This window comes from Pseudomonas hefeiensis, from assembly GCF_030687835.1.
Classification (GTDB): domain Bacteria; phylum Pseudomonadota; class Gammaproteobacteria; order Pseudomonadales; family Pseudomonadaceae; genus Aquipseudomonas; species Aquipseudomonas hefeiensis.
In genome coordinates, this window is record NZ_CP117449.1 from 573,539 (window position 1) to 586,430 (window position 12,892).

General features: G+C 60.6%; 7 protein-coding genes. 4 read left to right on the forward strand and 3 right to left on the reverse strand.

Annotated elements, in window-relative coordinates:
• Window positions 1–157: 157 nt before the first annotated feature.
• Window positions 158–1,960, reverse strand: a complete 1,803-nt coding sequence (locus PSH57_RS02480) for an acyl-CoA dehydrogenase (RefSeq protein ID WP_305387609.1) — start codon at window positions 1,958–1,960, stop codon at window positions 158–160.
• A gap of 268 nt (window positions 1,961–2,228) precedes the next feature.
• Window positions 2,229–6,182 carry a trifunctional transcriptional regulator/proline dehydrogenase/L-glutamate gamma-semialdehyde dehydrogenase gene (gene putA, locus PSH57_RS02485; RefSeq protein ID WP_305416327.1) on the reverse strand — a complete coding sequence of 1,318 codons (3,954 nt, stop codon included), beginning with the start codon at window positions 6,180–6,182 and terminating at the stop codon, window positions 2,229–2,231.
• A 466-nt stretch (window positions 6,183–6,648) separates the two neighbouring features.
• On the opposite strand from putA, the gene putP reads away from it, so the two are divergent.
• From putP to PSH57_RS02505, 4 genes are all read left to right on the forward strand, one after another.
• Complete coding sequence (gene putP, locus PSH57_RS02490) at window positions 6,649–8,133, forward strand: sodium/proline symporter PutP (RefSeq protein WP_305387611.1); 1,485 nt, start codon at window positions 6,649–6,651, stop codon at window positions 8,131–8,133.
• Between the two features lie 248 nt (window positions 8,134–8,381).
• Window positions 8,382–10,439, forward strand: coding sequence for a type VI secretion system Vgr family protein (locus PSH57_RS02495; protein ID WP_305387613.1), 2,058 nt, complete (start codon window positions 8,382–8,384; stop codon window positions 10,437–10,439).
• The gene (locus PSH57_RS02500; RefSeq protein WP_305387615.1) at window positions 10,436–11,170 is read left to right on the forward strand and encodes a DUF4123 domain-containing protein; all 735 of its coding nucleotides are present in this window, start codon (window positions 10,436–10,438) and stop codon (window positions 11,168–11,170) included. The genes PSH57_RS02495 and PSH57_RS02500 overlap by 4 nt, the downstream gene beginning before the upstream one ends.
• Before the next feature lie 94 nt (window positions 11,171–11,264).
• On the forward strand, window positions 11,265–12,104 hold the full coding sequence (locus PSH57_RS02505; protein ID WP_305387617.1) for a 23S rRNA (adenine(2030)-N(6))-methyltransferase RlmJ: 840 nt from the start codon (window positions 11,265–11,267) through the stop codon (window positions 12,102–12,104).
• Between the two features lie 140 nt (window positions 12,105–12,244).
• Here PSH57_RS02505 and msrA read toward each other — a convergent pair whose 3' ends face one another.
• Window positions 12,245–12,892 (reverse strand): peptide-methionine (S)-S-oxide reductase MsrA, encoded by a 648-nt coding sequence (msrA, locus tag PSH57_RS02510; RefSeq protein WP_305390268.1) that lies wholly within the window; start codon window positions 12,890–12,892, stop codon window positions 12,245–12,247.

Genomic DNA, 12,892 nt, shown 5'->3' on the forward strand with positions numbered 1-12,892 from the left:
TGTGTCAATCGCAATTGATTTGTCTGATTCACCGCTTTCGCGAGCAGGCTCGCTCCCACAGTGGATACGTTGTGAACGCAAATGTTGTGTTCACTGAGGATCCCTGTGGGAGCGAGCCTGCTCGCGATTGGGCTTGAGTCGCGCTGCAAGGCTCGGATCAGAACCACTGATCCCGCATCTCCAGGCAGGTATCATCCCGCGCTTCAAGCAGCGCCAGCTCATGCTGACAACCCGGCACTTCCCAGGTCAGGAAATACCGCGCCGCTTGCAGCTTGCCTTTATAGAAGTCGGTGTCCGCCGCGTTCCCCTTGGCCAGGCCTTCCTCGGCCCGAATCGCCTGTTCCAGCCAGCGCCAGCCAATCACCATGTGACCAAACACCTTGAGATAGAGCGCCGAGTTGGCGAGGCTGCTGTTGACCTTGCCTTGAGCCAGGTCCGTCAGCAGGCCGAGGGTGACCGTTTGCAGGCGCGCCACCAGAGCTTCCAGCGGTTGGCGCAACGCCGTCAGTGATTCGTACGCCTGGGCGCGTTCGCTGGTGTCGGCCACCAGGCGGATCAGTTGCTTGAGCCCGGCACCGCCGTTTTGCGCCAGTTTGCGGCCCAGCAGGTCCAGGGACTGGATGCCGTGGGTGCCTTCGTGGATCGGGTTCAAGCGGTTGTCGCGGTAATACTGCTCGACCGGGTATTCGCGGGTGTAGCCGTGGCCGCCCAGAATCTGGATCGCCAGCTCGTTGGCTTTCAGGCAAAACTCCGATGGCCAGGATTTGACAATGGGGGTCAGCAGATCCAGCAACTCATGGGCGCGTCTGCGCTCGGCCTCGCTTTCAAGGGTGGTGGTGTCGTCGAACAGGCGTGCGGCGTACAGACCCAGGTCAAACGAACCTTCGACGTAGGCCTTCTGGGTCAGCAGCATGCGGCGCACATCGGCGTGCTGGATGATTGCCACGGGCGCGGTGGTGGGGTCCTTGCTGTCGGGCACCCGGCCCTGCGGACGTTCGCGGGCGTATTCAAGGGAATACAGGTAGCCGGCGTAACCCAGCATTACCGCACCCATGCCAACGCCGATCCGCGCTTCGTTCATCATCTGGAACATGTAGCTCAGGCCGTGGTGCGGTTTTCCTACCAGGTAACCGACGCATTCGCCGTTGTCGCCGAAATTCAGCGCCGTGGAGGTGGTGCCGCGCCAGCCCATCTTGTGGAACAATCCGGCCAGCAGCACGTCGTTACGCTGGCCGAGGCTGCCGTCGTCGTTGACCAGAAACTTGGGCACGATAAACAGCGAGATGCCCTTAACGCCGGGCGGCGCGTCCGGCAGTTTCGCCAGGACCATGTGTACGATATTTTCCGACAACGGATGATCGCCGCCGGAGATGAAAATCTTGTTGCCCTTGAGCCGATAAGTGCCGTCGGATGCCGGCTCAGCACGGGTACGAATATCCGACAGCGAAGAGCCCGCGTGGGGTTCGGTCAGGGCCATGGTGCCGAAGAAACGGCCATCGATCATCGGTTGCAGAAAGCGTTGTTTCTGCTCTTCGCTGCCGAAACTTTCGATCAGGTTCGCCGCGCCCATGGTCAGGAACGGGTAAGAAGTCGACGCGGCGTTGGCCGATTGGAAATGCGCGAAGCAGGCCTGGGACAGCAGCGTCGGCAATTGCATGCCGCCGGCGTCGAAACTGCGTGCGGCGTTGAGAAAACCGGCCTCCAGGAAGGCATCCACCGCCGGTTTCACTTCCGGGATCAGGATCGCCTGACCGTTCTCGTAGCGCGGTTCGTTTTCATCGTTCTTGCGGTTATGCGGTGCGAAATATTTTTCGGCGATGCTGCGGGCTGTGCCGATGGCCGCGTCGAAGGTCTCGCGATTGTGCTCGGCGAACCGCTCGCGCTGGGTCAAGCCCTCGGCATCAAGGACTTCATACAGCTCGAAAGCCAGATTTCGGGAACTGAGCAACGTCTCGGACATGGCGGCTTACCTTTTTTTGGAATGGGCCGAGTCTAGGCGTGGCAATAGAGGCTGAACAGGATGATTGATTTGGGTGATGGAGGAGAGAGGGCGACGCTAATCAAAATGTGGGAGCGAGGTCTGTGGGAGCAAGGCTTGCCCGCGATGAAAACGCTGCGGTTTCTTGAGGATCGCAGCGCCTGGATCGCGAGCAAGCTTTGCTCCCACAAAGCTCCCCACAGGGGTTCGATTGCCAGGCACCCGGTGTAGGTGCCTGGCTTGCAGCGGTTTAGCCGATAGTCATCAGACTGGCGTTACCACCCGCCGCAGCAGTGTTGACGCTCAAGGCACGCTCGATCACCAAACGTTCCAGCGCAATGTTGGTTTCGCCCTGGGACAAACCATGCACCCCAACGATGGCGCCGGCACGTTTGGCCACTTGCTGGCAAACGCTGCGCAGTTGATCCGAGTCGCCATGATGCAGGACCGCGTCGTATACCACTTCGTCCTTGGCCCAGTCGGAAACCCGCTGGATGCGTGCCTGAATCTCTTTCGGCAAGCGTGCGAACAAAGCCTTGCTGGTGTCGGTTTCCGGCCACACGGCCGAACCGCCTACAGCCAGTACCGCCGCCAGTTGCGTCAGCAGGTCGCCCTCTACGTCCGCCAGGCACAGCACGTGCTCGCGGGGCAGGATGGCGTAGCTGTTGCGTTCGCCGGTCGGACCGGTCAGCTGGCGGGTGATACCGCTTTGCGACTGGGCCGCGAACTGTACGCACAGGGCGCTCAGTTCGGCGAGCTTCTGGCTGTCTGCCCAGGCTTGCAGGGCGGTCAGCGGTTTGCTCATGGCGTCGCGCAACCGCAGGTCTGGCGCGTTGAGGGCGTCGTCACGGACGAACGACTGCTGGATCGCATCGGTAGGACGTGTCGACAGCAGGCGGTACAGGTACAGCGGACCACCGGCCTTGGGACCGGTGCCCGACAAGCCTTCGCCACCGAACGGTTGCACGCCGACCACGGCACCCACGATGTTGCGGTTCACGTAGACGTTACCGGCATGGACGTTATCGATCACCTTGGCGATGGTCTCGTCGATGCGGGTGTGTACGCCCAGGGTCAGGCCATAACCGGAGGCATTGATCTGGTTGATCAGTTGATCCAGTTCCTTGCGCTTGTAGCGCACCACGTGCAACACCGGACCAAAGATCTCGCGCTGCAGCTCGTCGAAGCTTTCCAGCTCGATCAGGGTCGGCATCACAAACGTGCCGCGCTTGCACTCGGCGCTGTCGGCGATTGCCATCTGATAAACCGTGCGACCTTTGTCGCGCATGGCCTGGATGTGTTTCTCGATACCAGCCTTGGCTTCAGCGTCGATCACCGGGCCGATGTCTACCGACAGGCGCTCCGGGTTGCCGAGGCGGGACTCAGCCATGGCTCCCTTGAGCATTTCGATGACACGGTCAGCGGAGTCTTCCTGCAAGCACAGGACCCGCAGGGCGGAGCAGCGTTGGCCGGCGCTGTCGAATGCCGAGGATACCACGTCGATGACCACTTGTTCGGTCAGGGCCGAGGAGTCGACGATCATGGCGTTCTGGCCACCGGTTTCGGCGATCAGCGGGATCGGACGACCCTGGCTGTCCAGGCGCCCGGCAATGTTGCGTTGCAGCAGGCGAGCGACTTCGGTGGAGCCGGTGAACATCACCCCTTTGACCCGATCGTCACCCACCAGGCGGGCACCGACGGTTTCGCCACGGCCCGGCAGCAGTTGCAACACGCCTTCCGGAATACCGGCTTCGAGCATCAGGCGCACGGCTTGGGCAGCCACCAGCGGCGTCTGTTCGGCAGGCTTGGCCAGTACCGGGTTACCGGCGGCCAGTGCGGCGGCCACTTGGCCGCTGAAAATCGCCAGCGGGAAGTTCCACGGGCTGATGCAAACCACCGGGCCCAGTGGGCGGTGGGCATCATTTGTGAAGTCGTTACGCGCCTGCACTGCGTAGTAACGCAGGAAGTCCACGGCTTCACGCACCTCGGCGATGGCGTTGGCGAAGGTCTTGCCGGCTTCGCGGGCCAGCAAGCCCATCAGCGGCTGGATCTCACCTTCCATCAGGTCGGCGGCGCGCTCCAGGATCGCAGCGCGTTCAGCCGGCGGCGTGGCCTGCCAGATCGGTGCCGCGTTGAGGGCGCACTGGATGGCGTTGTCGACGTCTGCGACCGTGGCTTCCTGCACATGGCCGACTACGTCACGGTGATCGGACGGGTTCAGCACCGCTGCCGGTGTTTCTTCGCTGGCTGCGCAACCGAGCATCGGCGCGGCTTTCCAGTTGTTATGGGCGGTGGCCAGCAGGGCGCAGGACAGCGAGGCCAGGCGATGTTCGTTGGCCAGGTCGATGCCGCTGGAGTTGGCGCGTTCGCTGCCATACAGGTCACGCGGCAGCGGAATACGCGGGTGTGGCAGGCCGAAACCGCCTTCCAGGGTTGCCATCTGCTCGATGCTGGCAACCGGATCGGCCACCAGTTCCTGAATGGAAATTGACTGGTCGGCGATGCGGTTGACGAACGAGGTGTTGGCACCGTTCTCCAACAGGCGACGAACCAGATAAGCCAGCAGCGTTTCGTGGGTGCCAACCGGAGCGTACACGCGGCACGGACGGTTCAACTTGCCTTCGGAAACTTTGCCTACAACCTGTTCGTACAGTGGTTCACCCATGCCGTGCAGGCACTGGAACTCATACTGGCCCGGGTAATAGTTCTGACCGGCGATGTGGTAGATAGCCGACAGGGTATGGGCGTTGTGCGTGGCGAATTGCGGATAGATGGCTTCCGGTACCGACAGCAGTTTGCGGGCGCAGGCGATGTAGGAAACGTCGGTGTACACCTTGCGGGTGTAGACCGGATAGCCTTCCAGGCCTTCGACCTGGGCGCGTTTGATCTCGCTGTCCCAGTAGGCGCCTTTCACCAGGCGGATCATCAGGCGGTGACGGCTGCGGCGGGCCAGATCGATGACGTAGTCGATCACGTACGGGCAACGCTTCTGGTACGCCTGGATCACGAAGCCAATGCCGTTCCAGCCGGTCAGCTGCGGCTCGAAGCACAGGCGCTCCAGCAGGTCCAGGGACAGTTCGAGGCGGTCGGCTTCTTCGGCGTCGATGTTCAGGCCGATGTCGTATTGCTTGGCCAACAGGGTCAGCGACAGCAGGCGCGGGTACAGCTCCTCCATGACGCGCTCGTACTGGGCGCGGCTGTAACGGGGGTGCAGGGCCGAGAGCTTGATGGAAATGCCTGGGCCTTCATAAATCCCGCGGCCGTGGGACGCCTTGCCGATCGAGTGGATGGCTTGTTCGTACGAGGCCAGGTACTTCTGGGCGTCATGTTCGGTGAGTGCGGCTTCACCCAGCATGTCGTAGGAATAGCGGAAGCCCTTGGTCTCGAATTTGTTGGCGTTGGCCAGGGCTTCGGCGATGGTTTCACCGGTGACGAACTGCTCGCCCATCAGGCGCATGGCCATGTCGACGCCCTTGCGGATCATCGGCTCGCCACTCTTGCCGATGATGCGGCTCAGGGAGGAGGTCAGGCCCGCTTCATTATGGGTGGCGACCAGTTTGCCAGTCAGCAGCAGGCCCCAGGTAGCGGCGTTGACGAACAGCGACGGGCTGTTGCCCAAGTGCGGGTGCCAGTTGCCGGTGCTGATCTTGTCGCGGATCAGTGCGTCGCGAGTACCTTTGTCCGGGATACGCAGCAGCGCTTCGGCCAGGCACATCAGCGCCACGCCTTCCTGGGACGACAGGGAAAACTCCTGCAGCAGGCCCTGAACAATACCGGCACGACCGCCGGCACTCTTCTGGTTACGCAGTTTTTCAGCAATTGAGGCGGCCAGCTTGTTGGTGGCTTCGGCCATGTCGACCGGCAGGCGCGCCTGCTCGATCAGCATCGGCACCACTTCCGGTTCCGGGCGACGGTAAGCGGCGGTGATCGAGGCGCGCAGGACCGATTGCGGCAAAATGCTTTCGGCAAACTCCAGGAAACACTGGTGCGCGTGGTCGACCTGGACGTCGCCGGCCTCATCGTTGTCGGCGCGGGTCGAACCGTTCAGCTCGGTCAGGGTTGCACCACCCTCGAGTTTTTCCAGGTAATTGAAAATTGCCTGCTTGATCAGCCAATGGGGCGTGCGATCAATCGAGGTTGCGGCCGCCTTGAGGCGTTCGCGGGTCGGGTCATCGAGTTTGACCCCAAGGGTGGTGGTAGCCATATTTTTATCCTCATGTTTACCACGTATTGCGTGGCATCAGCTGGCGGCAAGATTAGCTGCGAGCTGATCGAGGTGCAACCGGGTGCAACCCTTTTTCGTCGAAAAAATAAGCAGCTCATCAGGAAAATAAAATTCACGGGTCGAGCGGCGCATCTGCTTAGTGCATTGGCTTCTAGCAACAGGTCAATACCGCACTAAAAGGGAGCAAAAAACAGTCATTTGGCGAAAAAACCGACTAGGTGCAACTGATTCGAACGAAACTGGTTGCACCTTATTTCATTTGTTGAATAGCATTCGTCGCCAAGGTGCAACCGGCTCGAAGTCGAGGGGCATCGGCTGATGGCTTTCCTGGGGAAACATCAGTCATAAATTCGCGGGTCCTGGAAACGTCAAACAAGGTCTATGGTTGTCTTGTCGACGCTTCCTACTGCCACCGCTACATAAAAACAAAGCCAGGGCGTAACTCATGAGTGTTAGTAATCCCACCCTGATCACTTTCGTGATCTATATCGCAGTAATGGTCCTGATCGGCCTGATGGCTTATCGCTCCACCAATAACCTTTCCGATTACATCCTGGGCGGTCGCAGCCTGGGCAGCGTCGTGACTGCATTGTCCGCCGGTGCCTCCGACATGAGCGGCTGGCTGTTGATGGGCTTGCCCGGTGCTATCTACATGTCCGGCCTGTCGGAAGGCTGGATCGCCATCGGCCTGATCATCGGTGCCTACCTGAACTGGCTGTTCGTGGCCGGTCGCCTGCGGGTACAGACCGAGCACAACGGTGATGCGCTGACACTGCCGGATTACTTCTCCAGCCGTTTTGAAGATACCAGCGGCCTGCTGCGGATCATCTCTGCGGTGGTGATCCTGGTGTTCTTCACCATCTACTGCGCTTCCGGCATCGTGGCCGGTGCCCGTCTGTTTGAAAGCACCTTCGGCATGTCCTACGAGACCGCGCTGTGGGCCGGTGCGGCGGCAACCATTGCCTACACCTTCATCGGTGGCTTCCTGGCCGTGAGCTGGACCGACACCGTACAAGCGACCCTGATGATCTTCGCGCTGATCCTTACGCCGATCATCGTGCTGCTGGCTACTGGCGGCGTGGATACCACGTTCCTGGCCATCGAAGCGAAAGACCCTACCGCCTTCGACATGCTGAAAAACACCACGTTCATCGGCGTGATCTCGCTGATGGGCTGGGGCCTTGGCTACTTCGGACAGCCGCACATCCTGGCGCGTTTCATGGCTGCCGATTCGGTCAAGTCCATCGCCAAGGCCCGTCGTATCTCGATGGCCTGGATGATCCTCTGCCTGGGCGGCACCGTGGCTGTCGGCTTCTTCGGTATTGCTTACTTCTCGGCACACCCGGAAGTGGCCGGTCCTGTCACCGAGAACCCTGAGCGCGTGTTCATCGAGCTGGCCAAGCTGCTGTTCAACCCATGGGTTGCCGGTGTACTGCTGTCGGCCATTCTGGCGGCCGTCATGAGCACCTTGAGCTGCCAGTTGCTGGTGTGCTCCAGTGCCCTGACCGAAGACTTCTACAAGGCTTTCCTGCGCAAGAGTGCTTCCCAGGTGGAACTGGTCTGGGTCGGCCGTGCCATGGTGTTGCTGGTGGCGTTGGTTGCCATCTTCCTGGCTGCCAACCCGGAGAACCGTGTTCTGGGTCTGGTGAGCTACGCCTGGGCCGGTTTCGGTGCGGCCTTCGGCCCTGTCGTCCTGATCTCGGTGATCTGGAAAAACATGACCCGTAACGGCGCGCTGGCAGGCATCCTGGTGGGGGCGATCACCGTGATCGTCTGGAAACACTTCGAGCTGCTGGGCCTGTACGAAATCATCCCGGGCTTCATCTTCGCCAGCCTGGCTATCTACTTCGTCAGCAAGATGGGCTCGCCTACCGCCGGTATGCTGCAGCGTTTCGACGCGGCTGAGAAAGACTTCCGCCTGAACCAGTAAGACTTCCAGCGAGGCCTTGACGGCTCGCGCGAAGGGTTTGAATAAAGAAACGGCCCGTCCTCCATGGAGACGGGCCGTTTTTTTATGGGCATTAATCCAGCTCTGCGGGATGTCTGTCGGAAAACACAGCGCGCGATGCGGCTTTTATCTCATTGGATGTAAGGCAAATCTGTTTTTCCTGACCTCCGATCAACTCTCCCTGTTGCTCATGCAGAATCGGCCGCTTTTATTCAGCAGAGGCACATCGGATGTTCGCGCCTGCCAACCAACCGCGTTTCACCCTGGCACTCGACAGCGGGCCGAATGAACTCAAGGTGCTTGAGTTCAGGGGCAAGGAAGCCATCAGTCAACCTTATTGCTTTGATCTGGAACTGGTCAGTGAGCGGCCGGATCTGGCGCTGGAAGAGCTCCTGCATCGTCAGGCCTTTCTGGCTTTCGATGATCAGGGTCGGGGGATACACGGCCAGGTTTATAGTGCGGCCCAGGGCGACTCGGGCAAGCGCTTGACCCGTTACCAGATCAGTCTGGTACCACGCCTGGCTTACCTGGACCATCGAATCAACCGACGGATTTTCCAGCATCTGAGTGTGCCGGCGATCATTACTCTGATCTTGAAGGATCACGGCATCCAGGGCGATGCGTTCCAGTTCAGTCTCGGTGGGCAGTACCCCGAGCGGGAATACTGTGTGCAGTTTGGGGAAAGTGACCTGGCCTTCATCGGGCGAATCTGTGCCGAGGTCGGGATCCACTATCACTTCCGGCACAGTCACGACGGCCATCTGTTGGTGTTCGGTGACGACCAGACGGTATTTCCCCGTCTGCCCGAGTCGACGTTGTATCTGCCCGGCAGTGGCATGGCCGCCGGCGAGCCAGCGATCAAGCGCCTGGCTGTGCGACTGCAGACCCGGACCACTGCGGTGACGCTACGTGACTACGATTTCCACAAGCCGGGTCTGCTGTTGCAAACCAGTCTGGACAGTCAGCGGCAACCGGTACTGGAGGAGTATCGTTACCCCGGCCGGTTTTCCGACCGCGACCATGGCAGGCATCTCACCCAGCGCGCACTGGAACGCCATGGCGCCGACCACCGTCTGGCCGAGGGGCGCAGCGACCAATGCGCACTCGTCAGTGGGCACTTCCTCCAAATCAACGGGCATCCCCGAGCGCAATGGAATGATCTCTGGCTGCTCACGCAAATCACCCACCATGGTCGCCAGCCACAAGTGCTGGAGGAAACGGTCAGTGACAGTGCGGATGAGTTCCAGGGCTACAGCAATACGTTCCTCGCCACCCCGTGGGACGTTTTCTTTCGTCCGTCCCTGGCCCACGAAAAGCCACCGGCCCATGGTTATCAGTCGGCGGTGGTGACGGGACCGGTGGACAGCGAGATCCATTGCGACGAATACGGACGGGTCAAGGTGCAATTGATCTGGGATCGTGACGGTCAGCGCGACGAACACTCCAGTTGCTGGCTAAGGGTGGCCTCGGGCTGGGCTCATGATCGCTACGGCAGTGTGATGATTCCCCGGGTCGGCATGGAGGTGCTGGTGGGCTTCATCGATGGTGATGTGGACAAACCGCTGGTGGTGGGCTGTTTGCCCAACGGCGCCAACCCGGTGCCCCTGGACCTGCCGGCGGATCAAACCCGCAGCATCTTGCGCAGTCAGAGCAGCCCTGGCGGGGGCGGCTATAACGAGTTGCGCATCGAGGATCGCAAGGGCGCCGAGGAGATTTACCTGCGGGCCCAGCGCAACTGGACCCAGCATGTGCTGCATGATCAGCGGGTGCAGGTTGATCACGAGCGCAGCATCGTCGTCACCGGCACCGCGCGGCACGAGCTCAAGACTGATGAGTTGCGCATCACCCATGGCCAGCGCCAGGTTGAGGTCAGGCAGGATGATCATCTGGTGGTGGCCGGAGAGCGGCATATTCGGGTAACCAGTCAGGCCCTCAACGCCACTCAGCAATTTCACGTCAGCGCCGGGCAGCAAGTGGTGCTGGATGGCGGCGTCAGCGCGACCATTCAGGCCGGTGGGCATTGGATCAACATCGGGGCGGGGGGGATTTTCAGCAGCGTGCCGATCCAGGTCGGTGGTGCGGCCATGACGGCCATGAGTGCCGCGCCAGGCTCACCCGGCAGTCCCGAAAAACTTGTCGCGGCCGCAGCCGCTCAACTTTCCCTCGCGCAAGTTTTCAGCCTGCAGGGGCAGGCGCCATTCTGCGAAGAGTGTGAGCGTTGCAAGGGGGGTGTTTGCGGGGTATCGCCGGTCGCCCGCAAGCCCGCCTATATTCAGGAGCGTCCATGAGCATCGGTCAATCTTCTCGCGCCTGGCTTGAGCAACAACCCTTGCAGGCATCCGAGCAGCTCTACGCCATTTTCAGCAGCGCCAGTACCGCCAAACCGCTGATGGCCTGGAGGCGTTCGATGACGGTGGCGCCCAGCCCGATCTGGGCCGATACCCCTTACGCTGACTGGGAAACGGTCATGCCTTATGTCGGTGCTGTCGCCCCGGACAGCGAGTTTCTTGACTGGGTCGCGACGACCGATTCGCTCGATTGGGGCTGGCTGGCAGTGACTTCTTGCAACCAGCAAAGCCTTGCCGAACATTTACGCGGGCTCACCCAGGTTCTGCTGCCGGGTGGCAAGTCGGTGTTTTTCCGCTTTTGGGATGGGCGTTTTATTCAGCCCATCCTGCGATCGGACGTGGTGGATGTCGGTCAGCTATTACCCTCCATCAGCCGCTGCCTGATCAACGGTCAGGCCTTTGATATCACGGCAAATGCCCTGCGCCCGGCCCGGACGTTCCCGTGGTGGGAAGTGCCTGCGCTGTTGTTGCAGGAGCTGGCCGGGGATACGACAGATTGCTTGCTCAATAATCTGCTCAAGTGGTTGGGCGAAGAGCATCCGTATCTGTTTGAACAGGTCGACGAGAACATCCTGCGATGCAAGATCAGGCATTTTCTTGGGGAGCCAGGGATGGCCCATGGGCCAAAAGCCCCCCTGCGAGAATATTTGCTGCAGGAATTGAGCGGATGACCACCGGGTCTGGTCACGGCTCGTCCGCTCGGCTGCGAACCCCTGACGTTGGGCGCGCTTCAAGGTAAACTCCTCGGCCTTCGCAGGAGCCGCCATGAATTATCGCCACGCCTTCCACGCCGGCAATCACGCCGATGTGTTCAAACACCTGACCTTGACCCGCCTCATCGCTTTGATGTCGCGCAAGGAGCAGCCCTTCGCCTACCTCGATACCCATGCGGGCATCGGGCTGTACGACTTGCAGGGCGACCAGGCCAATCGTACCGGCGAATACCTTGAAGGCATCGCGCGGTTGTGGGGCCAGGAGGATCTGCCGGCGCTGACCGCCGACTACATGAACGTGCTGCACGAGATGAACCCGGACGGTCAGTTGCGTTACTACCCGGGGTCACCGGAGCTGGCGCGGCGCCTGACCCGGTCGCAGGATCGGGTGCTTCTGAACGAAAAACATCCAGAAGACGGTGTGCTGCTCAAGGACAACATGAAAGGCGATCGTCGCGTGGCGGTGCATCTGGGCGAAGGCTGGCATGTGCCCCGGGCGCTGCTGCCGGTGGCGGAAAAACGCGGCCTGATGTTGATCGATCCGCCTTTTGAACAGCTTGACGAGATGCAACGCTGCGCCGCGTCACTCAAGGAGGCCATTGGCCGGATGCGCCAGACAGTGGCGGCGATCTGGTACCCGGTGAAGGACCAGCGAATGTTGCGCCGTTTCTATCAGGACCTGGCCGGCACCGGTGCGCCGAAATTGTTGCGTGTGGAATTGCTGGTACATCCGCTGGCCACGCCCAATAGCCTGAACGGCTCCGGTTTGGCGATTGCCAATCCGCCGTGGGGGCTGGAGGAGGAATTACGCGAGCTGTTGCCTTGGTTATCGAAAAAACTTGGACAGACCCAGGGCGGCTGGCAGATGGATTGGTTGATTGCTGAAAGCTGATATGCATCGATGGCGTCTGGAAGGCCGCCATCGCGAGCAGGCTCGCTCCCACATGGTTCTGTGTCTGACCACAGTCTTATGATCAACATAGATCTCATGTGGGAGCGGGCTTGCTCGCGAAGCTTTTCAGCGGCAAAAAGTCAGATCGGACAAGTCACGCCCGTACCGCCAATCCCGCAATAACCTTCAGGATTCTTCGCCAGATATTGCTGGTGATAGGCCTCGGCGAAGAAGAACGTCGGGGCTTCTTCGATTTCGGTGGTAATGACGCCCTTACCGGCCTTGGTCAATTCAGCCTGAAATACTTGCGCGCTGTGTTTGGCGGCAGCCAGTTGGGTTGGGTTGGTGGCATAGATCACCGAGCGGTACTGGGTGCCGATGTCATTGCCCTGGCGCATGCCCTGGGTCGGGTTGTGCAGCTCCCAGAACATCTTCAGAAGCTGCTCGTAGCTGACTTTTTCCGGCTCGTAGACCACCAGGACCACTTCGCTGTGGCCGGTAAGGCCCGAGCAGACCTCTTCATACGTCGGGTTCGGCGTAAAGCCACCGGCGTAACCCACCGCTGTACTGACCACGCCTTCGCGCTGCCAGAATTTACGTTCCGCGCCCCAGAAACAGCCCAGGCCGAAGATCGCGAAATCTACGTCCATGGCAAACGGACCCAGCAGCGGCGCATCGTGGACGAAGTGTTTTTCCGGCACGGTCATGGGGCTTTCGCGGCCAGGCAGAGCTTGTTCTTGAGTAGGGAGCACGTTTTTGTTCACCAGAATTTCCGAGCGCAAGACCAT

Excerpts from the sequence above, each read along its gene's own strand:
- msrA (WP_305390268.1), bottom strand. The coding sequence starts at position 12,892 with ATGGTCTTGCGCTCGGAAATTCTGGTGAACAAAAACGTGCTCCCTACT.
- PSH57_RS02500 (WP_305387615.1), top strand. The coding sequence starts at position 10,436 with ATGAGCATCGGTCAATCTTCTCGCGCCTGGCTTGAGCAACAACCCTTG.
- PSH57_RS02495 (WP_305387613.1), top strand. The coding sequence starts at position 8,382 with ATGTTCGCGCCTGCCAACCAACCGCGTTTCACCCTGGCACTCGACAGC.
- putP (WP_305387611.1), top strand. The coding sequence starts at position 6,649 with ATGAGTGTTAGTAATCCCACCCTGATCACTTTCGTGATCTATATCGCA.
- PSH57_RS02480 (WP_305387609.1), bottom strand. The coding sequence starts at position 1,960 with ATGTCCGAGACGTTGCTCAGTTCCCGAAATCTGGCTTTCGAGCTGTAT.
- PSH57_RS02505 (WP_305387617.1), top strand. The coding sequence starts at position 11,265 with ATGAATTATCGCCACGCCTTCCACGCCGGCAATCACGCCGATGTGTTC.
- putA (WP_305416327.1), bottom strand. The coding sequence starts at position 6,182 with ATGGCTACCACCACCCTTGGGGTCAAACTCGATGACCCGACCCGCGAA.